The organism is Psychroserpens jangbogonensis, assembly GCF_000797465.1.
Classification (GTDB): domain Bacteria; phylum Bacteroidota; class Bacteroidia; order Flavobacteriales; family Flavobacteriaceae; genus Psychroserpens; species Psychroserpens jangbogonensis.
In genome coordinates, this window is sequence record NZ_JSWG01000004.1 from 1 (window position 1) to 25772 (window position 25772).

The following is a 25772-nucleotide window of genomic DNA, read 5'->3' on the forward strand; positions in this document are numbered from 1 at the left end:
AACAACAGATGCCTTTTCAGAATTGCATATTATAGTTGTTACAGTTACAGGACCTGGTGATTATGAGTATCGATTAGATGATGGAGCATGGCAGGATAGTAATACCTTTACAGATGTATCAGCCGGCGAGCATGATATAGATGTACGAGATAAGATAGGCTGTGGATTTGCGAGTGATAAGGTAACTGTAATGGATTACCCGAAGTTTTTCACACCAAATGGAGATAGTTATAATGACACATGGAACATTAAAGGTATTGCGGACCAACCAAGCGCAAAAATTTATATATTTGACAGGTACGGAAAACTAATAAAACAGATAAGTCCCTCGAGTGAAGGTTGGAATGGTACCTATAATGGAAACCCAATGCCAACGAGTGACTACTGGTTTGTAGTAGAGTACAATGAACCAAATACCGGAGAACGTAAAGAATTTAAAGCCCATTTCACCCTGAAAAGGTAGATTAGTCTCTAAAGAATTCATACTCACGTTCCACTTTACAAATTCTTACTTTATACCAGTTGTACCAATCTTGTTTGCCTTTTTGTTGTGCGACCAAATGATCAGTGTGTTGTTTCCAATTTTTAATAGCCTCCAAACTTTCCCAATAACTGACTGTGATTCCAATTGAATCTTTTGCGCTTTCAATGTCTAAAAAGCCATTTTGTGATTTTGCTAAAGTTTCCATTTGATTTGCCATATCAATATAGCCTTCTGTGTTTTCAGAATGGGTAGACGTAAAAATGACTGCGTAATATGCTGTATCGTTTTTCATAAATTATTTTTCAACTGTAATCCAACGCCCTTTGGTTCTTACAAAGAAATCATTGTCGTACATAGCTTCTACTTGTGTTCCTGGTAAATAATAACGTCCTAAGTATGCCGCATTCAGCATAACTGTAAAGACTTTAGTGTCATGACTGCTTCCATTTCCTCTTAAATCAAAATAAAAGTTTACACGATCATCTCTAATATCTGTATATCTAGCATTGCTTGTTGTTGTATCTCCAAAATCAGTAAATCGCGTATTTACAATTTCCCAACCTGATGGAAAAATTTGAGTTAGTGCTATGTCATTTAAACTTCTGTCGTCTTTATTACTAACACTAATTCTTGCAATAATATCCTGACCTTGTTGTAGTTTGGATATATCAATACGATTCCCTTTTAAATCTTGATAAATTACAGACACACCTAAACCACGTTGTTCAGTTAACTCTTTTCCTAAAGGTAGTTTCCCAGAATTTAAAACTCTAACATAAACCAAATTACTATCACCATTTTCTAAAGTCAATGTATTTGAGCCATCAACAATAGTAAGCTCTCGCTGTGCAATAGAACTTTTTGTATCTATAGTTTCAGTTTTACCATTACATGTATACTTGAATTTCATGTTTTTCCCACCATTTGCTTCTACTAATTTTGCCATAGCTAAAAGACTGTAGGCAGCAGTTTGTGTGCTCATCCAACGGTCACTAGATAAATCTTTAGCAATCTCTTGTGAAAGTGCTCTTGCTTTTGGATCATTAGTAATTATCATAGTTTCAAGTGCCATAGCTCTATTTCGGTTTACAGAACCATACGTGTAATAATTATTGTCTATAGGTCGAAAATCAATATTAGCAATTCTTGATAATTGTTCACTTGCTTCTTTTTGTCCAGCTAAAGCGTAAGCAGCGGATAAACGCCATTTGGCTTCATTTGAAATCTCCTCAAACTCACGTAGTCTATTCATAGATGCTAAATCTGGACTACCAGCTAATGCCAACGTATATAATCTGTAGGCTTGGGCCAAATCAGAATTGTATCGTCTGTAACTTGGTCTCCAATCACGAGCGGCTTGCTTTTGATATCTTAACCAGTTACTTTTAAAGGTTAATGGCAATACGAAGCCTTTCTTTTCAGCCTCAATCATGAAATGTCCAGCATAACTTGATCCCCAATCATTGGCTGTATTTTCTCCAATCCAATAACTCAATCCTCCATTTGGTCTTTGGAAATTACCCAAACGCTTAATACCATTTTCGATATTAGATTGAATTTTTTGCTTCTTCTCATACTTTAAATCGAAAATATCGTTCAAGTATAATTGTGGGAACACTCCAGAGGTCGTTTGCTCGACACATCCATGAGGATACCGAATCAAGTACTGTAACCGTTTGGAGAAATCCATAGGAGGTAATGTGGAAAATTCTACGGTTGCTGAATTTGTTCCAGGCACTCCAAAAGTTGAAAACTCTAAGACTTCAATGGCGTCTGCTTCTAATTCAGCATTTTCGAATTTTGAAGTAATCGGATTTGGATTTACAACATCTAATTCCACCTTATATGTCGATTTTTCTCCATTTCCCGTTGCAATAACTTCAACAGTATTAATGCCTTTAGCTTTGCTAACATCCAATTGAAAATACGCCATTTTCTCATCAGGCTTAGAAAATGATAACTGTTGTGAAGAATCACCAACTACTGAAATGCCGTCACTTAATTTCAAGGTCAAGTTCACACTTTTAACTTTAGATTCCATTGCAAAAACGGTTACAGGAAGTGTTACTTTTTCACCTGGACTCAACTTCCTTGGTAAGGTTGCTAATACCATTAATGGCTTTTTAACTTCTACAGATTTGTCCGTGCTACCATAAGCTTCCGTTTCGTTGTTTCCTGCTATTACCATCGTACGAACAGCACCAATATAATTTGGTAGTTTAATCATATGTGATTTTCGTCCACCAGCTTCCAGTTTAAATGGTCCTAAATAGGTAACTACAGGCTTAAATCGATTTGCTTTTTTGTTTTTACCTTTTGCAGCACTCCCGTCACCACCAATGGCAAATACCTGATCGATACTTCCTGAATATGCTCCAATAACATCATCAAAAATATCCCAAGTTTTTACACCTAGAGCTTCGCGAGAATAAAATTCCTGCCATGCGTTTGGTGTTTTAAAACGTGTTAAGTCTAATAAACCTTCTTCAACCATTGCGATTGTATAGGTCATTGATTTATTGTTTTTTTCTGTAATGAACACCTCAAATTCTTGCTCTGGTCGTAATACACTAGCCATTCGTAATTCTGGTTCGAGAATGGTTTTAGGGTCTTCAACTAAAATAGGAATTACACCATACAATCGAATAGGTAAATCATTACTTGTTATCGAATGAGGTTGCAATAACGAAATATTGAGAAATACATTAGGAGCCATTTTAGAAGTAATAGGTATCTCAACAGTGGTCTCACCTTTGGTTGTTTTTACCCATTTATATTCAATAACATCTGAGCCATTTTCAATGCTCACTAATGCTCTGCCTTCACTACCTGATGGAAATTTTATGGTTGCAGTTTCACCAACATTGTATTTATCCTTATCTGAAGCAAATACTAACATTTTTGCAGCTTCTTTATCGTTTCCAGTTGAGAATCCAGACCAGTTTTTATAGAAGTAAGCTGTACGACCTGTAGCATGACCACTCACAGGATCATAAATTCTTATGAGGTAACGACCTCTGTCGTTTTCAGGAATTTTTATAGTGAACGATGTTTTTCCGTTTTTTCCTGTTGATGCTTTTTGCTCAAGAATAGGTCTGTGATAGCTACTCGACACATAATTGGATAAGTTATCGTAAGAAGAATTCCACCACCATCGCCATTCAATTTTATATACTTTTATTTCAAGATTATCACGTTTTATAGGTTCTCCGTTTTTATCAACGACAGCCAAGTCAAAAGTTTGATTGGTATCTGTAAAATAAGAACCATAATAGTTTCCTTTAGGCGAATTTAAGCCTACGTAGGATTCATATGGAGAATATGTTTTGGTAAAAGCATCTAAAGAAAAATCACCTCCATTTTCAAATGCTCTCACTAAAAACTGAGCATTTAACATTCCTGGTGCATTTCTGCCAATATCCAGTTTAGTATTGATAATTGCTTTTCCATCTTCATCGAGATTGCCTTCAAACACATTTAGTTCTTCAGAATTGAATTGACGTGTAGGATCTCTAAAGATGTAACCTTTATAATTTTTAAAACCTGTATATGAAGCGCTAAACTTTGCTTTCACCTCAGTTTTTATGCTTTTAGCTGGAGCTCCATGTAACCATTTCACGTCCAATGTTCCCTCTAAAGGTTTTGCTCCAGAAAGTACCTCGTCTTCAAAATCAATTTTAATTTTAAGTCTGTTTGGCTTTACGGTTTCTACTTTTAAAGCCTTGTAAAACTGAGCTCCTCCTACAGATACTTTTGCATTGTAGTTTCCTGTTTTGCCTTCGCTAGCTGTTGGCACAATAAACTTGTAAAAATTATTCAGGTTATCTGAAGTGACATTTTTATAGATAAGTTTTCCGTTTGGATCAGTCACTTCTAGTTTTATAGGATGATCTTTAGGAAGTTCATTTGCCTTATCATTCAGCATAAAGGTTAAGAATAATGAGTCTCCAGGTCGCCAAACACCACGTTCACCATAAATGTAACCCTTAAGTCCGCGTTGTAATCTGTTTCCAGAGACATCAAACTTACTTAAGGATAAAGAATTGCCATCAGTAAGCCTTAGATAACTTGTATTGTTACCTTTTGTAACGATAGCAAAATTCGCATGTTTATTAGCTTTTATAGTTGCTAAACCTTCACCATTTGTAGATACTGAAGCAATTTCTTGTTGTTGAAAATTGAACAATTTTATAGATGCTCCAGTTTCAGGATTTGTATTTAAGATATTAGTCACAGCTAAATAATAAGTATTATCTGCTCCTTGTTTTGCAATCACACCTAGGTTAGATGCTAGTAGATTTTGAGATACGATTTTATTTTCATTGTAATAGGCATCGTTACATGGGTTTTCGCGTTGCCTCCAATTATGTGTGTAGTTTCGGTATCTATAAGTGCGATTATCCCAATACTCTTCTTCTCTTAAATCGTCATCTTCCGTATTGGTATTAGAGTAATCACCTTCGTAATAATAGTCTTCTTCATAATAGTAATCGTCATATTCATCATCTTCACCCGAATCACTATTGGGATTGGTTTCGCAATCGAACAATGAGTACTTCCTATTATAGCTGAGTTCTAAACGATAAATGGCTCCTGCATCAGCTTTAAAGAATTTTGATAAATCAATGCTGTAGGCTTTCCATTTTCCAGAATTTTCTGCGGCAGTTTGTAATTCAATTGTTTGTTTAGCAATGCGTCTACCAACACGTTTTATTTCATTTTGGTTGTTGCTATTCATTGGGTTATCCTGAAGAAATTGTAAGATGTTATCTTCAAATATTTTAATTACTCGCACATCAACAGCACTCAGATTTACGGCTTCAAAATTGAATTTGAGGTCATTTGAATTTGGTAAAATGGTTCCGTTACTAATGAGTCGAACCATAGGTTTTAATTCTTCAAACGAAATGGTTTCTGAAAAAGGTTTTTTCAATTTATAACCATCTGTATTTTTAATACCTTCAAAAATGTGTACTTGAAGATCACCAACTAATTTTCTTTCAGGATAGATTTTTAAAACATTTCCATCAACACTAAATTTTGGATCTTTGGTGTTTTCAATTACCACTAAACCTTCAAAATTTTGTTGCTTTTTTAATGGATCCGAAAAGTTCACCGAAAGATATTGCTCTGGACTTTTTATAGATTCGACGTTAATTATGGTGAAATTATTAATACCAGGAATGGCTAAGGTGTTTTGACCTTTGTTATCTGCTTTTATGGGTGTTCCATTCCATTTTACAATGATTTCTGAATCTTCAACCAAACGATTAATACTATCGATTCTAAATTCAAAATATTTTGAATTATCATTTAATTCATTGAAATGAATTTTTAAAGGTTTTCCATTTTGTGAGGCTTCAACCAAAGTTTTGGCATTTTCAATCGAAATGATATCAGCCGATTTTATGACGGCTTCTAAGTATTGCCATTTTTTAGAATAAGATTGCAAATCTTTAGTATTCATACTAAAACTAGGTGTTATAGTTTTAAACCGAAACACATAATCTTCATAGTCTTTAGGCATGTTCTTGTAAACCTCATCTAACTTTACCAAGACTGAATATTCTGTTGCAGGTTCTAGGTATTCGTCTGGAGTAAATAGCAAAGTATGCTTATTTAGGGTTTTAAGGGTGCCTTCAACATGAGGAGAAACACTAATTATATCTTCGGTGATTTCCTGTCCCATTTCCCAACCATCAACATCTTTAGCCAAATTAATTGTGATAGGTTCTGTTACCGATTGTAACCCTGAAGAGGTATAGCTTATATAATCTCTAAACTTAAATAGGTTATCAGTGTCTTGTGTGATGCTGTCTTTTTGCTTGCAAGAAAACACAAGGGTCAGACATAATACGAGTATAGAAAGCTGATTTAGTCTCATGATTTAGTAATGTTTTAATGGTTTGTGTTTAAAATTCAAATCACCATTTTGGTAGCCGAATACTATAAATGTAAAGTATTCAAAGCGCTTAAACATTTAGTTTATGTTATGTGTAATTGATAAAATAGTATTCGTTGAGAATTAGGTAGTATTCGTTTTTTATTCCTTATTAGGACTGAAAACAGGAAATTTAAAAGGATAGATTTTCTCATAATTAGAAAGTATTTATAAGTGCTTTAAAGTTACATTATTAAGTAGGCGTGTTCAAAAGAAAACTGACTTTTTATTAGTAACTTCGCGTCAAAATTTAATAATTCATAAAATACAAGCATATATGGAAGCAATCGCTACCGATTTCGGAATAAAAGAGGCCTTAAAACAACTAGGTGTTCATGACATTAATGACGGAACGTCTACAGGTTCTGATAATTTTTCTAATGGAGAAATTATTGAGTCATATTCTCCTGTTGATGGTCAATTAATTGGAAAAGTAAAAACAACGACAAGAGCAGATTACGATAGAGTAATGGACGTAGCAACCAAAGCATTTATGTCTTGGAGAGATGTGCCAGCTCCACAACGTGGAGAAATAGTTCGTCTATTTGGAAACAAATTAAGAGATTTAAAAGAACCACTTGGTAAGTTAGTGTCTTACGAAATGGGGAAATCTTTACAAGAAGGTTATGGTGAAGTTCAAGAAATGATTGATATCTGTGATTTTGCTGTTGGTTTATCAAGACAGCTAAATGGTCAAACAATTCCTTCTGAACGTCCAGGACATGTTATGAGAGAACAATGGCATCCAATTGGTGTTGTTGGTATTATCTCTGCATTTAACTTCCCTGTTGCAGTTTGGGCTTGGAATACAGCTTTAGCTTGGATTTGTGGTGATGTATGTGTGTGGAAAGGTTCTGAAAAAGCACCTTTATGCTCAATTGCTTGTCAAAACATAATTGCAGGCATCTTAAAAGAAAACAATTTACCAGAAGGTATTTCTTGTATTATAAATGGAGATTACAAAGTAGGTGAAATGATGACAACAGATTCTAGAATTCCTCTAGTATCTGCAACTGGTTCAACAAGAATGGGACGAATAGTTGGTGCAACTGTTGCTGAACGTTTTGGTAAATCTTTATTAGAATTAGGTGGTAATAATGCCATTATTATTACACCAACTGCCGATTTAAAAGTAGTTGTTCCTGGTGCTGTATTTGGTGCTGTAGGAACCTGTGGACAACGTTGTACATCTACAAGACGATTAATTATTCACGAATCTGTTTACGATAAAGTAAGAGATGCTATTGTTGGTGCTTATGGTCAATTAACTATTGGAAACCCTTTAGACGAAAAGAATCATATTGGACCATTAATTGATCATGACTCTGTAAACACATATTTAGCTGCAATCGAAAAGGCGAAAGCTGAAGGCGGAAACGTTTTAGTTGATGGTGGAGTTTTAGAAGGTGAAGGTTACGAAAGTGGATGTTACGTAAAACCAGCTATTATTGAAGCTGAAAACCATTATGAAATAGTACAACACGAAACATTTGCTCCAATTTTATACTTAATGAAATACTCTGGAGAAGTTGAGAATGCTATAGGCAAACAAAACGGTGTTGCACAAGGTTTATCTTCTGCTATCATGACAAACGATTTAAAAGAAGCAGAAAAATTCTTGTCTTATTCTGGTTCAGATTGTGGAATTGCCAACGTAAACATCGGAACATCTGGTGCTGAGATTGGTGGTGCTTTTGGTGGTGAAAAAGAAACTGGAGGTGGACGTGAGTCTGGTTCTGATGCATGGAAAGTTTACATGAGAAGACAAACTAATACAGTAAACTATTCTGATGAATTGCCTTTAGCTCAAGGAATAAAATTTGATTTATAGATTTTAGTTTATAACAATTGACTTAGAAAAACCGTTTCAAATATTGAGACGGTTTTTTTGTGCGTTAATCTTTGGAATCATTTTTGAATGTATATAATTAAACTTAGCATTAGTTATCGAGTCATATACGTATGAAACAACAAGATATTCAGCATTTATATTGGAGAGCCGGTTTTGGAGTTACACCAAATCAGCTTAAAACCTTATCTAATATGGATAAGCACCAGGTGGTAAATGAGTTGTTTCAAAATTCTTCAAGTCCAAGTCGATTAGAAATTGATACTTCAGAGTTAGACCATTTTACTATGAAATCTGTTTTAAAAGATAAAAGTAAACGACGTGAGTTCATTAATAAAAGCACAGAAAAATTAAAAGTATTCAACACGATTTGGGTTAACAGACTTGTAACTACTGATGAACTTTTAAGAGAAAAAATGACCTTGTTTTGGGCAAACCATTTTGTGTGTCGAGACAATAATATTTTTCATGTAAAACAATACAATAATATTATAAGAAATAATGCTTTAGGGAATTTTGGAGACTTTGTAAAAGCCATTTCTAAGGAAGCTGCAATGCTTAAATATTTAAATAATAAGCAAAACCGGAAACAAAAACCAAATGAGAATTTCGCAAGGGAATTAATGGAGTTGTTTACACTTGGTGAAGGCCATTATTCAGAAGAAGATATTAAAGAAAGTGCTAGAGCGTTTACTGGTTATAGTCATAATTATGAAGGAGAATTTGCATTTCGAAAACTTCAGCATGACTATGATTTTAAAACGTTTTTTGGTCATACAGGACGATATGATGGTGATGATATTATTGATATGATATTAGACCAAAAACAATGCGCTCGTTTTGTCTGTCGAAAAATCTACAATTACTTTGTTAATGATACCATTAATGAAGAGAGAGTTGAAGAATTAGCAAACGTTTTTTATAAAGATTACGATATTGAAAATCTAATGAGACATGTGTTTATGTCTGATTGGTTTTATGAAGAAAAAAATAAAGGCACAAAAATTAAATCACCTATTGAGTTTTTGGTTGGAATGACTAGAACGGTTCCTGTAGAGTTTAAAAAAACTAAAGATGTACTTAAAATTCAGAAACTATTAGGACAGATATTATTAAATCCGCCAAATGTTGCAGGATGGAAAGGTGGAAAAAGTTGGATTGATAGTAATACGATTATGCTGCGGTTAAAGTTGCCTTCAATCATATTATCAAATGCTAAAATATCGATTAAAGAAAAGGGTGACTTTGAAGATAATTTTGAGAAATACTACTCAAAAAAGAAGATAAACAAGTTTGTTTCAGCAAAGATAGATTGGGAGACTTTTGATAAGGAATTCAGTAATTCTTCTTTTGAAGATTTAAATCATCAACTTATTATCCCAGAATTAAGCGACGGAACAGAAACCTATTTAAAGACATTAAGTCAAAACTCAAAACGAAATTTTTGTGTGCAACTCATGTCATTACCAGAATATCAAATGTGTTAATTATGGATAGAAGACATTTTTTTAAACAATCCACATTAGCGAGTAGTCTATTTTTCGTGCCAAATTTTGTAAAGGCTTTCGAAAATTTAGCCACGACTGGTTTAGGTTATAAACGTTTGGTAATTATTCAGCTTGCTGGTGGTAACGATGGTTTAAATACAATTATTCCATTTAATCATGATGTGTATTATCGTAATAGACCAACCATTGGTATTAAAAAAAATGAAATAATTAAAGTTACAGATGACTTAGGTTTTCATTCTAATTTGCAGCCTTTAAAAAAGTTATACGATCAAGGCCATTTAACCATTATCAATAATGTTGGGTATCCAAATCCTAATCGTTCTCATTTTAGATCAACAGATATTTGGCAAACCGCAAGTAATTCGGATCAGTATTTACAAACAGGTTGGATTGGTCGCTATCTAGATGCATATGGCAATAAACCATATAATGCCATTGAGATTGATGATAGTTTATCTTTAGCATTGAAAGGGCAAAATATCAATGGAATTGCAACTAAAAATCCGCAAACCCTATTTCGAACTTCTCAAGATCCTTATTTTAAAAATGTACTTCAGCATTATCAAGATGAGCATTTGAGCGAACATAATTTGGGATACTTATATAAAACAATAATTGCTGCAGAGTCTTCAGCAAAATATATTTTCGAAAAGCATAAAACAACCTCAAACAAACAGGAGTATCCAAATAACGAATTCGCAAATCAGTTAAAGACCACTTCAAGACTAATTAATTCTGGAATTGAAACTAAAGTGTTTTATTCGTCATTAGGAGGTTTTGATACGCATGCCGGACAACCAAACAAACAATCGAGATTGCTAAAAATTTATGCAGAAGGGATTGAAGCTTTCGTTTCAGACTTGAAACAGCAAGGAACATTTGACGACACGCTTATCTTAACCTTTTCTGAATTTGGCAGACGCGTGAAACAAAACGCTGCTAATGGTACAGATCATGGAGCAGCAAGTAATCTTTTCATCATTGGTAATCAATTAAAAAAACCAGGTTTCTATAACGAATTGGCTAGCTTATCAAACTTAGATGATAACGGAGATTTAAAATACTCTGTAGACTTCAGATCTATTTATGCTACAGTATTAGGAAAGTGGCTTGCCGTTGAAGACAAAACTATATTAAACAAAAACTTTCCAAAGTTAGATTTCATTTAATGCCCTAAAAAACAAAAATCTCGTTTCTTTATCGGAAACCCGATTGAAACAAGATTGTTTGTAATTGATTAATAGCAAAGCAAACATCGTAAAAAAAAGAGTCGCTTTTCAAATAAAACTATGAGTGGTAAAAAAAACTGTATGAATGGCATTTATTCGATTCATCTTAGTAATAAAAGAATCTTTTGGATAATTTCAGAAGAAAAATAATCCTACAAAAAACAAAAACCTTACTTCTAATTCGACAAGTCGACTTTGAAATAAGGTTATGTGTAATTGATTAATAGCAAGGCAAACATCGTGAAAAGTAGAGTTCATTTATAATAAATACTACAATTAGCAGAAAAAAATGGTCGAATGACAATTTGTGCTAAATTTCTTCGATTAACTGTATTTGACTTTCCTTAAAATCCGTGTCACTTCTTGATATGAATCGTAAATTGTTTCACTGTGTTTTTTTAAATAAGGTTTTGCTTCATTTAATTTGTCAATAGCTTCATGAAATAAATTGAGATAGCAAATAAGATAAGTAGCAGGAAGGTTTCTTAAATCCAGCATTTCATTTTTGTTTAACGATAAGCCTTTTTTAAGTTTTTCTAATAAAGCATTATTAGAATTGTAAATGTGATGTAATACCTTTTTATCAAACTGAGGAGGTTCAAATAAAAGATTGGTTTCAATGTTGTAATGCGCATTGTCCTCAAAATGAATAATGGTTTCTTCTAATTCATAATACTTAAACGAGTTTTGAAGTCCGAGACTCACATATTCAATAATTTGGAAAGAGTTATCATTAAAGGTTATAGTAACTTCGTCTAACGTAGAAAAAAACAAACGCACTTGTTCATTAACCAACTCAATATCTACTCTAGAATAATAGACTTTATTTTTAACTGTTTTTTTCTGTCCAGACCAACACAACACAAAATACTCTTTAAATACTTTGTACTGCGGATTAAAGTCTTTTCGTTTATTAAGAAAATCAAAGACTCCATCAAGCGTGTATTGAATATTGTTTTGAGCATGAGATTCAATTGCAGAAACAATTTTTGAGTTTACATCTTTAATTTCTATGTCAAATACTTTTGGCATGCTCATGCTGCCATCTCTAAAAAAGACAGAGCCACCATAATATTTCCAGATGTTTTTTCGAAGCGATGTGATTTTATCAATGGCTCTAATAGTAACTAGACCTACGACTTTGTTGTCTGGCAAATGTGGAAACGGAATGTTTTCATATTGAACAATAGGTGGATGAGCTAAATATGCGTTGATGAGATTCTGAATTTTACTATCGTCAAAAAAATCAACACCTATAATTTTATTGTCCTCATCTTCAACACCAATTACAATATAAGAATTGTTTTTCGGGTTGCTATTTGAAAGTGCACAGATGTGCTTTAAAAATTTTGCTTTTCCTTCTTTATGTGTAATGTCTATTTTTCGTTTTTTATCATAAAAACTGTTCTCATCATTATGAGCTAATAAGTTTTTAATTAAAAGACGTTTGTTGATCATTAATATTTAAGTCTTATTTTGTGTTGGTGTCCTTTTTAAGGAACTTTATGACCTTGTGAAGCCACTAATATTTTAAACCAATCTTCGAGTTTTAAGTCTATGCTTTCTGCCTTCTTAGCATCTGTAATTCTGTTTTTACTGGTTGTGCCAATCACTGGATGAATCTTAGCAGGATGTTTTAAAATCCATGCTAATAACAATTGATCTTCAGTTGCATTATAAACGTCTCTGAGCTCTCCAAGTTGTTTGTGGATACGTCGTGTTTGTTCGTTGTCTTCTCTAAATACGCTACCCAAAGGAGACCAGGCCATTGGTTTAATATTTTTAAGCAACATTTGGTCCAATGAGCCATTGTGCATTGCAGAAGGTTGCGTTAAAGAAAATTCAATTTGATTTGCTGAAACATCTACGGCGTTAGATACTAATTCAACCTGTGAAGGTGTAAAATTTGATACTCCAAAATTTTTGATTTTACCTTGTTGCTTTAACGTGGTAATTGCTTCAGAAATTTCATCAGGATCCATTAAAGGACTCGGTCTATGAAGTAAAAAGAGATCTAAATAATCTGTTTTTAATTGTTTTAAAGAGGTTTCTGCAGACCAAACAATATAGTCTTTACTATAATCATAATGTTTAACAGTATTTTTTCTGGTTTCACTCATATATTGAATACCGCATTTTGAGATGAGTTGAAGGTCTTCTCGTTTTATACCGCTTTCTGCAAAAGCATTTCCAAAGTCGGATTCTGTAGTGTAGTCACCATAAATGTCTGCATGATCAAATGTTGTAATGGTATTTTCAAGACAATGATGCATTAATGAAATCATGTCTTTTTTTGAATACTGTTTTCCCCAACTTCCCCAAGTCATGGCACCTGCAATTAATCGAGAATATTTCACTTTTTTTTCAGTTTATATAGTTTTTTATGCAATTCATGTATAAAAATAGTCAAATCTTGTGTAATGAGGTATCATTGTTTTGTAATTATTAATTGACTCCAAATCATGAAATTCCTCTTAAAAATCAAAATAGTTTTACTCTGTTTAATTTTCTTATCACTATTTACTAATTGCACAAAAGAAGAAGAGTCTTCTCCAATAGAAAATAGTTTAGTTAATGTTAAACTCTTAGGAACTCAATCACAATTAAATAGATTTAATCTTGAAATATTAGATGTACAACTAAGAGTTTTAGAAGACGAAACCGATCCAAATGCTTGGTTAAGTTTAAATGCAATTAACACAGGCATCCATGATTTAACAGATTTCACAGGTAATCAAGTTATTACTTTGGTTGATTTTGAACAAGTACCTTCTGAATTTATTTATAATATAAAATTAGTTCTTGGAGACGAGAATACCTTGGTTAAGAATGGTGTTGAGTATATCATTGATATAGAATCTGATTACGACCATGCTTCAGTCAATGTGCTTGAGAAACAACTAGTTGAAAACAAACTCTATGATTTTACAATAGAATTAAATATTGATGAATCTGTGCGTTTTCCTTCTCAAAATGAAGCGAAATTAAATCCAAAAATGAATACTGAAATGCGACTTTATAATTTGTATTAGACAATTTATAAAATATATATCTTAAAAGAGCAGTGCAATCCAGCACTGCTCTTTATTTTTTAACCAATTCTTAACAGCAAACAAAGAAAAATTTTAACAATTTGCGTACCTAAATAAATTAGATAGAATTATAGCCTTTAAAATTTATATATAATGGAAGAAACAGGTACAATCGATATTAAATCGATCAATGAGAAAATTGAAAGAGAAAGTGCTTTTGTTGATTTGTTAATGATGGAAATGAACAAAGTAATTGTTGGCCAAAAGCATATGGTCGAAAGATTACTAATTGGATTATTAGGACAAGGACATATTTTACTTGAAGGTGTTCCTGGTCTTGCAAAAACTTTAGCCATTAATACGTTGTCAAAAGCTATCGATGGAAGTTTTAGTAGAATTCAGTTTACACCAGATCTACTTCCTGCAGATGTTGTTGGTACAATGATTTATAACATGAAGATCAATGATTTCTCAATTAAGAAAGGACCTATTTTTGCTAACTTTGTTTTAGCAGATGAAATCAATAGAGCGCCTGCAAAAGTACAATCGGCATTATTAGAAGCCATGCAAGAAAAGCAAGTAACTATTGGTGATGAGACTTTTATTTTAGATAAACCATTTTTAGTAATGGCAACTCAAAACCCTATTGAGCAAGAAGGAACCTATCCTTTACCAGAAGCTCAAATCGATCGTTTTATGCTTAAAACGGTTATTGATTATCCAAAACAAGATGAAGAGCAACTCATTATGAGAGCTAATCTTAAGGGGTCTTGGGACAAGGTGAATCCAGTAGTTTCGGTTGCACAAATTCTAAAAGCTCAAGAAGCAGTTAGAGAAGTATACATGGATGAGAAAATAGAGAAGTATATTCTTGATATTATTTTCGCAACTCGTTATCCAGAAAAATATAGATTGGCAGAATTAAAACCATTAATTTCATTTGGAGCATCACCTCGTGGTAGTATCAATTTAGCTGTTGCCGCAAAATGTTACGCGTTTATAAAGCGCCGTGGTTATGTGATTCCTGAAGATGTTCGTGCGATTGTTCACGATGTATTACGTCATAGAATTGGGATTACTTATGAAGCTGAAGCTGAAAATGTAACTTCAGAAGACATCATTAATAAGATTGTTAATGAAATTGAAGTGCCATAGTATATATAGATTTTAGAATACAGAATCACGATTATATAATCGTAAATCAAAAAAATCTACGACATAGGTTGAATAATGGATACTAAGGAATTACTAAAAAAAGTACGAAAAATTGAGATTAAGACAAGACGATTGTCTGATCATATTTTTGGAGGCGAATATCATTCGACTTTCAAAGGTCGAGGTATGACTTTTTCTGAAGTAAGACAGTATCAATTTGGTGATGATGTAAGAAACATTGATTGGAATGTTACAGCGCGTTATAACGAACCATATGTGAAAGTTTTTGAAGAAGAACGTGAGCTCACTATGATGCTTATGGTAGATATTTCGGGATCAAAATTGTTTGGAACAGATGAACAATTTAAAAATGAAATTGCAACTGAAATCGGAGCTACCTTAGCGTTTTCTGCAACACAAAACAATGATAAAATTGGATTGATTTTGTTTTCAGATCAAATAGAACTTTACATTCCACCAAAAAAAGGACGTTCTCACGTATTGAGAATTATTCGTGAACTTATTGAATTTAAACCTAAAAGTAAACTGACTAATATTTCTGTGGCTTTAAAGTTTTTGTCTAATGTGATGAAAAAGAAAGCTATTGTTTTTGTGCTAAGTGATTTTATTGCCGACGATTATAAACAAACGCTTAAAATTGCTGCAGGTAAACATGATATTACAGGAATTAGAATTTATGATAAGCATGAAGAAAGCATTCCGAATTTAGGAATGGTTCAAATGCAAGATGAAGAAACAGGAGAACTAGTTCTAGTAAATACGAGTTCTAAAAAAGTTAGATCTAATTATAGTTCGTATTACCAAGAAAAAGTAGAATTCTATAAAAATACGTTTACAAAGTCTGGAGCTGGAACAATCCACTGTCGCGTTGATGAAAGTTATGTAAAAAAGCTGTTAGGCTATTTTAAAAGAAGATAAATAAAGTTAAAAGTGAAGAGAATAGAAATGCATAAAAAAGAAAATAATGATATGGCTAAATTGCTATGGTTATTTGCTATTGCCTTTTTACTTGTGCCTTTTAATTTGTTAGCTCAAGTCAAATCTTCTATAGATTCTACTAAAATAAAAATTGGCCAACAAATAACATTTAAGGTTGAGGTTGAAGCTGACACTACTGATTTGGTTGTTTTTCCTGAAGGGCAAACATTTTCGCCTTTGGAAATGATTGAATCTTATAAGGTAGACACAACAAAAAATGATGCTAAGTACCAATTAATTAAAACCTACGGATTAACACAATTTGATTCTGGTTCTTATACCATTCCGAAACAAAAAATTATAATAGGTACTAAAACCTTCTTTACAGATTCGTTACGTGTTGAAGTATCAAATATTGAAGTAGACACAACAAAACAAGGACTTTACGATATTAAGCCTTTTATAGAAGTAGAAAAGAGCAGTAGCAATCGATGGTTAATAATTTTAGGCATTCTATTAGCAGTAGCTCTTGTTGCGTTTTTATTGTATTGGTTTATTTGGAGAAAAAAACCTTTAACTGAAGAAGCTAAAATAGCATTGCTTCCACCTTATGACAGAGCGAAATTAGCTCTTAAACAGTTAGATGAAAGTACATATTTGGAAAATTCAGAATTGAAAGACTATTATTCAGAATTAACCTTTATTATAAGGAAATATCTGGATGAAAAAGTTTATGAAAAATCTCTTGAGAGTACAACAGATGAATTAATTTCAAGATTGAATCTTCTAAAAGATGCCAATCAGATTGAATTAAGCAAAAATGATATTCGAAACCTCGAAACCATTTTAAAACGTGCCGATTTAGTGAAATTCGCTAAGTCTGCTCCAGATGTTGAACTCGCCAAATTGGATAGAAATACTATTGATATAGAAATAGATCATGTAAAAGAAGCCTTACCAGAGCCAACCGAAGAAGAAAAATTACTGAACGAACAATACAAGGAAAACCAAGAGCGCAAAAAGAAACGCAGAAAAGTACTAATTACTGTATTTATTTCACTGTTTTTAATAATTGCAACCTTTGTTGGATTTGGTATTAAATATGGATTTACTTACGTTAAAGACACGCTAATTGGTCATGAAAGTAAAGAACTTTTAGAAGGTAATTGGGTAAGAAGTGAATATGGCGTACCACCTGTAATGATTAGTACACCTAAGGTTCTTAAACGAGAAGTGATAGAGTTGCCAGATGAACTTAAAGATAAAATATCAAATACCACATTTAGATACATCTCTCTTAATTCTGGACTAGATGTTCAAGTGAGTACAACCGGATTCAACTATACTGAAGAAGAGAAAAAACTATTTGCGACTGATGAAGCAAAAGGGAAAGAGTTATTATCTGCTTCTGAAAAATTCATAGAGCGTTTAGAGTCTTTAGGTGCCAAAGATATTACGGTAAAAAGAGAACAGTTTATTACGCCTAATGCTGCGGAAGGCTTAAAGACCTATGGAACAATGACACTTGAGATTGATGGTGATCTTAAACCAGCTAGTTATATTATTATTTTGTTTAAATCTGAAAATGTAAGACAACAAATTATCATTCAATGGAGAGAAAATGATGATTATGCAGGTCAGATGGTAGAACGTATTTTGAATTCATTAGAACTTAAAAAAGCAGAGGAATAATGTTAGAAGGAATAGAGTTTTTAAATAAAGAATGGTTCTGGTTGTTATTAATAATACCAATAGCTATAGTATGGTATTTGTTTACCATGAAAAAGCAAACGGCAGAACTTAAAATGTCTAGCATAAAAGGATTTAAAATCTCTACATCATGGCTGTCACATTTAAAACCAGTTCTATTTATATTAAGACTTTTAGCATTGGGATTACTAATTACAGCACTAGCAAGACCTAGAACTGTTGATGTGTCTTCAAAGACAAAAACAACTAGAGGTATTGATATTGTTATGGCAATTGATGTTTCGGCAAGTATGTTGGCAAAAGATTTATTACCCAACAGACTAGAAGCCTTAAAGAAAGTTGCTGCTCAGTTTATCCAAGGAAGACCTAATGATAGAATTGGTCTTGTCGAGTATGCAGGAGAAAGCTATACAAAGACTCCAATTACAAGTGATAAAGCAATTGTGTTACGATCACTTAGAGATATTAAATACAATACGATTATTGAAGGAGGAACTGCTATCGGAATGGGTTTAGCAACTTCTGTGAATAGATTAAAAGATAGTAAAGCCAAAAGTAAAGTCATTATTTTACTAACTGATGGAGTTAATAATTCGGGCTTTATAGATCCAAAAATTGCAAGTGAACTAGCCGTTGAGTATGGTATTAAAACTTATACAATCGGTTTAGGAACTAATGGTATGGCATTGTCTCCAATTAGGATCAAACCAAATGGATCATTTCAATATGGAAGAGTTCAAGTTGAAATTGATGAAGATTTATTAAAAGAAATAGCAGAAGTAACAGGCGGTAAATATTTTAGAGCTAACAATAATAAAAAGCTCGTAGAAATATATGGCGAAATCAACAAATTAGAAAAAACAGAAGTTGAAGAATTTAAATTCTATAATTACGAAGAGAAATATAGACCACTCGTTATTTTGGCTGGTTTGCTCATATTATTAGAATTAATGTTGCGATACACAATTTTTAGAAGTTTTGTTTAGAAAGTAAAAAACATGTTTCAATTAGAAGAAAAAATATGGCTTTGGGTTTTAATGATAATTCCAGCAATTATCCTGCTTTTTGTTGTGCTTCAAATTTGGAAGTATAAAGCTCAAAAACGTTTTGCTAATAAAGCACTTCTTAAGCGCTTAAGCCCTAACCAATCGTTGTTTAAATCTATTTTAAAGGTTATTGTTTTGTGTTTAGCCTTTGCATGTTTGTCGATTGCATTAGTTAATCCAAAAATTGGAACTAAACTAGAAACCGTTAAACGAGAAGGTGTTGATATTGTGTTTGCTCTTGATGTTTCTAAAAGTATGTTAGCTGAAGACATTGCACCTAATCGTTTAGAAAAATCTAAACAACTCGTCACTCAAATCATTAATAATTTGGCAAGTGATCGCGTAGGTATTATCGCTTATGCGGGAAAAGCATTTCCGCAGTTACCAATTACAACAGATTACGCCTCAGCAAAAATGTTCTTACAGAATATGAATACTGATATGTTGTCTTCGCAAGGAACCGCAATTAGTGAAGCTATTGAATTAGCAAAGACTTATTTTGATAATGAAGAGCAAACCAATAGAGTTCTCATTATTATTTCAGATGGTGAAGATCATACAGATGAAGCTGCAAGTGTAGCAGAAGAGGCGAATAATGAAGGCATTCGAATTTTCACGATTGGTGTTGGTGATGTCAAAGGAGGACCAATTCCAATTAAAAGAAATGGGGTTCTTTTAAATTATAAAAAAGATAATAATGGAGAAGTCGTTACTACCAAATTAAATGAAGATACACTTAAAGAAATTGCTGCGGAAGCAAATGGATCTTACATCAATGGAAGTAATACAATCGAAGTAGTTGATGCTATTAGAGGTATTCTCAATAAAATGGACAAAACGGAATTTGAGGCAAAAGAGTTCGCCGATTTTAAAGATCAATTTCAGTGGTTTTTAGGATTTGCAATCTTCTTTTTATTCATTGATATTCTATTTTTAGAACGAAAAACAGGATGGTTAAAACGATTGAACCTTTTTAACGAGAATTTTTAACCTTTAAAATAGTATTAGAATATTTTATAAAATCTTTAACTATAACACGTCTAACAGTTTTTTATATTGCTGTTTACATAACATGAAAGTCAATACAATAACATATTATCCTAGGTTTAAATTTGATTATAAGATGAAACAATTGTTTATCATTTTAATGGTTTTAGGATCTGCTGTTTCATTTGCTCAAGATAAAAACAAAGAGAAAGAACGTCAACTTCAAAAAGCAAATAATTATGTTCATGAAGGCAATGAACTCATTGATTCAGAGGATTACATTTCTGCAGAAATGGAATATAGAAAAGCCATTTCAGAGCAACCAACCAATATAGCAGGAAGCTATAACTTAGGAAACTCATATTACGAAAAAGGGCAATATGATGAAGCATTATTTCGTCATAATCAAGCTGCTGAAAATGCAACGTCCAAAGAAGAAAAACATAAGGCTTATCATAACATTGGTAATATTCTTATGAAAAACAAAATGTGTAAAGAAGCTGTTGAAGCATTCAAAAGCGCATTGAGAAATGATCCAACTGATGACGAAACACGTTATAATTTTGCTATTGCAAAAGAATGTGCAGAGCAACAACAGCAGGATGAAAACGATAAACAAGAAAAAGAAGAGGAAAAAGAAGGAGAGGACGAAGAAAAGGATAAAGGAGAAAACGAAGAAAAGGAAGACGATCAAGATAAAAAAGACGAAGGCGACGAAGATAAAAAGGAAGGTGATGATCAAAAGGACGATCAAGGAAAACCTAAAGATGAAAAAGACGGGAAAGAAGGCAAAAATAAAGACCAAGAAGGGAAGCCACAACCAAAGCAAGGCCAATTATCTCCTCAGCAAATAAAGAACTTGTTAGAGGCTATGAATAACCAAGAGCAAAAGGTTCAGCAAAAAATCAATGCCGAAAAACAAAAAGGGGCAAAAGTAAAAACAGAAAAAGATTGGTAACGCTTTTCAAATGAGACTCATAAAACACATAACGTTATTATTAGTAATCTTAGGTACTAGCATAGCTTCTGCGCAAATAAAGTTTGAAGCTAAAGTGAGTAAGACTAAGCTGGGTATTAATGAACGGTTACGTATCGATTTTGAAATGAATAAAGATGGCGATAACTTTAATCCGCCAGATTTCAAATTCTTTACTGTAGTTGGTGGACCAAATACGGCTGTTAGCCAGTCCTGGTTAAATGGAAAAAGGTCTTATAAAAAAACATATAGTTATTTTCTTGCACCTAAAAAAAGAGGACCTCTTAGAATTACACAAGCTACTATAGAAATTGATGGTGAAGTCTATAAAACACAAGTTGTAACTGTAAATGTTACATCTGCTGTAAAACGACCTAACGATCCTGATAATGCTGAAAATGTTGCTTCTGAAAACATACATTTAGTTGCAGAAATTTCTAAGCCAAATCCATACTTAAACGAAGCTATTACTGTTGTGTATAAGCTTTATGTTTCACAGAGCACAGGCGTAAGTAATTGGAGAGAGATTGACAATCCAAGATTTAATGATTTCTGGAGCCAGAATATTAATATTAAAGGCCTGAAAATTCAGAACGGTAGCTATAATGGTAATGATAACTATAGGTATGTTGTTCTTAGAAAAACAGTCTTGTATCCTCAAAAAACAGGAAAATTAGAAATAGAGCCACTAAGTTTAGATGTTACTGTTGAAGTGCCAACTAAACGTAGAGATATTTTTGGTGGTCGATTAATGACACAGGTTAATAAGCGTGTTTCAGCTGGAAGTAGAACGATAAATGTAAAGCCATTACCAGAAAACGATAAACCTGATAATTTCTCAGGAGCAGTAGGAGACTTTAAGTTTAATGTCATAGCATCTAAAACCGAATTAAATGCTTCAGAATCGTTACAAGCTAGAGTTGAGGTTACTGGAAATGGAAATTTAAAACTCTTCGAATTACCTAAGTTGACGTTGCCTAATTCACTTGAAGTTTATGAGCCGGAACACAATGAAAATGTAAAGACAAATCTGGGAGGAATGTATGGATCTATTTCAGATAATTACACCATTATTCCACAGTATAAAGGTAAATATCCTGTACCGAGTATTTCGTTTTCTTATTTTAATCCTAAAACTGAAAGTTATAAAACAGTATCGTCAGGTGAGATTGTAATTAATGTACTTGAAGGACCAGTAAATACTTCAAATTCAGATAATAATATTGCTTCAAGTAATAATGGAAAGCAAAACGTAGTGTTAAGCGGAGATCAGTTTGCATTTGTAAAATCAGATGCCAATTTGGAACCTATAAACTCTAATTATTACTTTAAAAGCTCGGTATTTTGGACTTCGTTATTATTGCCTTTTTTAGCCATTCCACTAGCATTGGTTTATCGTAAGAAAAAAGAAGAACGCAATGCAGATGTCTTTGGAAATAGAATTAGAAAAGCAGATAAACTTGCTAGACGTTACTTAACCGAAGCAAAAAAAGCCTTAGGTCAAAAAGAAGCTTTTTATATCGCTTTAGAGAAAGCACTGCATAATTATCTTAAGGCTAAGTTGCATATTGAAACTAGTGATTTTAGTAAAGAAAAAATACAAGTGACATTAACTGAGCGACAAGTTAATACAGATTCAATACAAGAGTTTATAAATATTCTTGAACATTGTGAATTGGCTAGATATACGCCAATTACGAATGTGGAAATGCAACAGGATTATGATAATGCTGCTAAAACAATTTCAATAATTGATAAAGAACTGAGATAGTTAAAACATTAATGAAGCAACTAATTTACATATTAGCATTTTTTGGAAGCATACTAACATTTGCTCAAAACAGTCAACTTTTTGACGACGCAAACGCTTTATATAATGATGCAAATTATACCGAAGCTTTAGAAAAATATAAAACAGTTTTAAATTCAGGAGAGCATTCTGCAGAATTATATTTCAACATTGGAAATGCACATTACAAACTGAATCACATTGCGCCTAGTATCTATTACTATGAAAAAGCACTGTTATTAAAACCCAACGATAAAGACATCAAAAATAATATTGCTTTTGCTAGAAATATGACAGTTGATGCCATTGATTCAGTGCCTGAAGTAGGCATCTCAAAACTCATAAAAAATGTAACAAATATGATGAGTTTTGACGGTTGGGCTAAAACCGCAATTGTTTTTGTTATGCTTTTTGTTATGCTATTTATAGCTTATTATTTTTCGCACTCTACATCAAAAAAGCGATTAACTTTTTTAACTAGTAATCTTTCATTTGTACTAGCAATAGTGTCTTTAGTTTTTGCTTTTCATAAATTTAAATTGGTTAGCAATGATCAACCAGCGATTATTTTTGCTCAGGAAACCAAGATTAAAAGCGAACCAAATTTGAGAAGCACTGAATCTTTTGTCCTTCATGAAGGAACAAAAGTTCAAGTCTTAGATACGGTTAGTAACTGGAAAAAAATCAAATTATCTGATGGTAAAGTGGGTTGGATCGCAAATGATGATATCAAAATGTTGAAGAATTTTTAAATATTATTTAACAAGATTCTAATAATCTAATTTTATATTTGTTCCTTTCTAATTCAACCATGAACCAAAGTATAGTAGCCATTTTCTTTTCATTCGTATTTTTGTCGCTTGTTACAGCGCCAACTATTCTATTGGCTATAGATGATTCAATTGACATCTCTTATATCTATGATGTTTCTGAAGAAGAAGAGGAGAAAGGAAAAGAAGGCACGATAGAGTTTGAGAAATTTGTAGTTGATTCAGACACAGAAATAGAGGGTTTTGTTACTTCAAATAATAGAGAGCATCTTGAGTATGCCTTTAAAACTTATCAGAAACCTCATCTTAATTTAATTTTCCCACCTCCCGAATTATTTTAAAATCATTACAATCTATCTATTGCCTCTTATACAATGGCATTATTTTACTACTAAAACTTACTTTTAAAATTTAAGTTTGAATTGAATATAGATTATTTAATTCAGTACTTATTTAATATATTAAACCAATAATTACATATGAAAAATTTATTTTCAAATATAAAAGGAGATGCTTTTGGAGGAATTACAGCCGGAATTGTCGCTTTACCTCTTGCTTTAGCATTTGGTGTGTCTTCTGGTTTGGGTCCAGAAGCTGGCTTATATGGCGCCATATTCATCAGTTTTTTTGCTGCACTTTTTGGAGGAACAGCTACTCAGATTTCTGGGCCAACAGCACCCATGACTGCTGTGAGTATGGTTATTATTGCAGGAATTATTGCTACAAATGATGGAAGTGTAGAGAAAGCTTTACCAGCAATTTTAACTGTATTCTTACTCGCAGGATTGATACAAGTAGGATTAGGATTGATTGGCTTAGGGAAATATATACGATATATTCCTTACCCTGTAGTTTCTGGTTTTATGACAGCCATTGGTGTAATAATTCTATTAACTCAAATATTACCATCTATAGGATATTATCCTAAGGAAGATATGGAGTTTGTTGAGCAGTTCAAACCTCAAGCGGAAGAACTTATGCTTGAGAATATATTAAAAGAAGAAGCAGGAGAAGGTATCTTGGTACTTGAAAATTTTAAAGAAACGATTGAGCGTGCTCATCAAATTTCTCCAGAACAAATTTTGAATGAATCTCAAACCTTAGCAGCAAAAGAAGCTTCAGGTACAATTGGAGCATTAAAAGTATTACCAAGAGCCTTAAGAAATATTAATTGGTTAGAGTTGTTATTAGCACTTGGAACCATTATTATTATTTATGGATTTAAACGAATAACGAAGGCCATACCTAGTACATTAGTTGCTCTTATTGTTATGTCTGGGATTGCTTACGGTTTTAATTTGGGATATAGACCAATTTCAGAAATACCTGGAGGGATTCCAATTCCAAAATTAGAAATGTTTACCAGTTTTGACTTAGGAAGTATAACACCATACATATTTTCAGCACTTACATTAGCTCTTTTAGGAGCAATAGATTCGTTGTTAACAAGTGTGGTAGCAGATAATATGACCAAAACTAAACACAACCCTAACAAAGAATTAGTTGGTCAAGGTATTGGAAATAGTATTGCAGCTTTATTTGGAGGAATACCAGGTGCTGGTGCTACTATTAGAACAGTTGTAAATATTAATGCAGGTGGAAAAACAAAACTTTCTGGCATGATTGCAGGTGTGATGTTATTAATGATTATGCTGGCATTAGGACCAGTAGCATCTAAAATTCCAGCAGCAGTATTAGCCGGAATATTAATAACTGTAGGAATTGGAGTGATGGATTATAAAGGCCTAAAAGCAATTCCAAGTTTGCCTAGAGACATCAAATTAGGACCATTTAAATTGAGTTCTGAAGTATTAGTTATGATAGTTGTATTATTACTATCTACATTCTGGGATTTAATTTATGCTGTAGGAATTGGTTTGGTGATTGCATCATTAATGTTCATGAAAAAAATTGGCGACCTTACAGGAGAACGTTCAGATGTAAAACCACTAAAAGAAGAAGTTTGGGATGATGAGATTAATTTTCCTAATAAATTAAAAGAAGAAGTATTTATAAAACACTTAAAAGGACCATTGTTTTTTGGATCAACTTCAGATTTTCAGCAACTCACTTTACAAATACCAGATACAGCTTCTATTGTAATTTTAAGATTGGGACGCATGCAATATATGGACCAATCCGGATTATATGCAATGGAAGATATGTTACAGGAACTTAAAAAAAATGATATAGAAGTGTTGTTCGTTGGACTTTTGAAGCAGCCTCGTTATATGATGGAGCGTATCGATATTATTCCAGATTTCATTCCAAATGAACATATCTTCAAATCATTTAAAGAGTGTTTGACTTGGATTAAGGCAAATGCAAAGGATAATTATTAAAAACATAAACAA

General features: G+C 32.7%; 19 protein-coding genes. 15 read left to right on the top strand and 4 right to left on the bottom strand.

Annotated features, from left to right (window positions below; all coding sequences use genetic code 11):
* On the top strand, positions 1 to 463 hold a 463-nt coding region (locus tag RH81_RS02315; RefSeq protein ID WP_033956740.1), incomplete at its 5' end, for a T9SS type B sorting domain-containing protein.
* Between the two features lies 1 nt (position 464).
* Here RH81_RS02315 and RH81_RS02320 read toward each other — a convergent pair.
* A complete protein-coding gene (locus RH81_RS02320) occupies positions 465 to 776 on the bottom strand; it encodes an antibiotic biosynthesis monooxygenase family protein (RefSeq protein WP_033957154.1) in 312 nt (103 codons plus the stop codon).
* 3 nt (positions 777 to 779) lie between these two features.
* Positions 780 to 6368, bottom strand: a complete 5589-nt coding sequence (locus RH81_RS02325) for an alpha-2-macroglobulin family protein (protein WP_033957163.1) — start codon at positions 6366 to 6368, stop codon at positions 780 to 782.
* A 334-nt stretch (positions 6369 to 6702) separates the two neighbouring features.
* Between RH81_RS02325 and amaB the strand changes: the two genes are divergently transcribed.
* The 3 genes from amaB (at position 6703) to RH81_RS02340 (ending at position 10954) form a co-directional block, all read left to right on the top strand.
* The gene (gene amaB, locus RH81_RS02330) at positions 6703 to 8256 is read left to right on the top strand and encodes an L-piperidine-6-carboxylate dehydrogenase (protein WP_033957166.1); all 1554 of its coding nucleotides are present in this window, start codon (positions 6703 to 6705) and stop codon (positions 8254 to 8256) included.
* Positions 8257 to 8387: 131 nt separating this feature from the next.
* Positions 8388 to 9761, top strand: a complete 1374-nt coding sequence (locus tag RH81_RS02335; RefSeq protein ID WP_033957169.1) for a DUF1800 domain-containing protein — start codon at positions 8388 to 8390, stop codon at positions 9759 to 9761.
* A gap of 2 nt (positions 9762 to 9763) precedes the next feature.
* Positions 9764 to 10954 (top strand): DUF1501 domain-containing protein, encoded by a 1191-nt coding sequence (locus tag RH81_RS02340; protein ID WP_033957690.1) that lies wholly within the window; start codon positions 9764 to 9766, stop codon positions 10952 to 10954.
* Positions 10955 to 11338: 384 nt separating this feature from the next.
* Here RH81_RS02340 and RH81_RS02345 read toward each other — a convergent pair whose 3' ends face one another.
* Positions 11339 to 12472: an ATP-binding protein gene (locus RH81_RS02345; RefSeq protein WP_033957170.1), complete on the bottom strand. Its 1134-nt coding sequence runs from the start codon at positions 12470 to 12472 to the stop codon at positions 11339 to 11341.
* A 35-nt stretch (positions 12473 to 12507) separates the two neighbouring features.
* The gene (locus RH81_RS02350; RefSeq protein ID WP_033957171.1) at positions 12508 to 13371 is read right to left on the bottom strand and encodes an aldo/keto reductase; all 864 of its coding nucleotides are present in this window, start codon (positions 13369 to 13371) and stop codon (positions 12508 to 12510) included.
* A 105-nt stretch (positions 13372 to 13476) separates the two neighbouring features.
* On the opposite strand from RH81_RS02350, the gene RH81_RS02355 reads away from it, so the two are divergent.
* The 11 genes from RH81_RS02355 (at position 13477) to RH81_RS02405 (ending at position 25760) form a co-directional block, all read left to right on the top strand.
* On the top strand, positions 13477 to 14046 hold the full coding sequence (locus tag RH81_RS02355) for a DUF4382 domain-containing protein (protein ID WP_033957173.1): 570 nt from the start codon (positions 13477 to 13479) through the stop codon (positions 14044 to 14046).
* 153 nt (positions 14047 to 14199) lie between these two features.
* Positions 14200 to 15201, top strand: a complete 1002-nt coding sequence (locus tag RH81_RS02360; protein ID WP_033957177.1) for an AAA family ATPase — start codon at positions 14200 to 14202, stop codon at positions 15199 to 15201.
* Positions 15202 to 15276: 75 nt separating this feature from the next.
* Positions 15277 to 16140, top strand: a complete 864-nt coding sequence (locus RH81_RS02365) for a DUF58 domain-containing protein (RefSeq protein WP_033957180.1) — start codon at positions 15277 to 15279, stop codon at positions 16138 to 16140.
* A 51-nt stretch (positions 16141 to 16191) separates the two neighbouring features.
* A complete protein-coding gene (locus RH81_RS02370; protein WP_420912073.1) occupies positions 16192 to 17832 on the top strand; it encodes a BatD family protein in 1641 nt (546 codons plus the stop codon).
* Positions 17832 to 18836 (top strand): vWA domain-containing protein, encoded by a 1005-nt coding sequence (locus RH81_RS02375; protein ID WP_033957183.1) that lies wholly within the window; start codon positions 17832 to 17834, stop codon positions 18834 to 18836. The genes RH81_RS02370 and RH81_RS02375 overlap by 1 nt, the downstream gene beginning before the upstream one ends.
* 12 nt (positions 18837 to 18848) lie before the next feature.
* Entirely contained in the window at positions 18849 to 19886 is a 1038-nt protein-coding gene (locus RH81_RS02380; protein WP_033957184.1) for a vWA domain-containing protein, read from the top strand.
* A gap of 133 nt (positions 19887 to 20019) precedes the next feature.
* Entirely contained in the window at positions 20020 to 20841 is an 822-nt protein-coding gene (locus RH81_RS02385) for a tetratricopeptide repeat protein (protein ID WP_033957187.1), read from the top strand.
* 10 nt (positions 20842 to 20851) lie between these two features.
* A complete protein-coding gene (locus RH81_RS02390) occupies positions 20852 to 22630 on the top strand; it encodes a BatD family protein (protein ID WP_033957190.1) in 1779 nt (592 codons plus the stop codon).
* Positions 22631 to 22641: 11 nt separating this feature from the next.
* Positions 22642 to 23400 carry an SH3 domain-containing protein gene (locus tag RH81_RS02395; RefSeq protein WP_033957201.1) on the top strand — a complete coding sequence of 253 codons (759 nt, stop codon included), beginning with the start codon at positions 22642 to 22644 and terminating at the stop codon, positions 23398 to 23400.
* Between the two features lie 59 nt (positions 23401 to 23459).
* A complete protein-coding gene (locus RH81_RS02400) occupies positions 23460 to 23759 on the top strand; it encodes a hypothetical protein (protein ID WP_033957213.1) in 300 nt (99 codons plus the stop codon).
* A 138-nt stretch (positions 23760 to 23897) separates the two neighbouring features.
* Positions 23898 to 25760, top strand: coding sequence for a SulP family inorganic anion transporter (locus RH81_RS02405; protein WP_033957216.1), 1863 nt, complete (start codon positions 23898 to 23900; stop codon positions 25758 to 25760).
* Positions 25761 to 25772 lie beyond the last annotated feature (12 nt).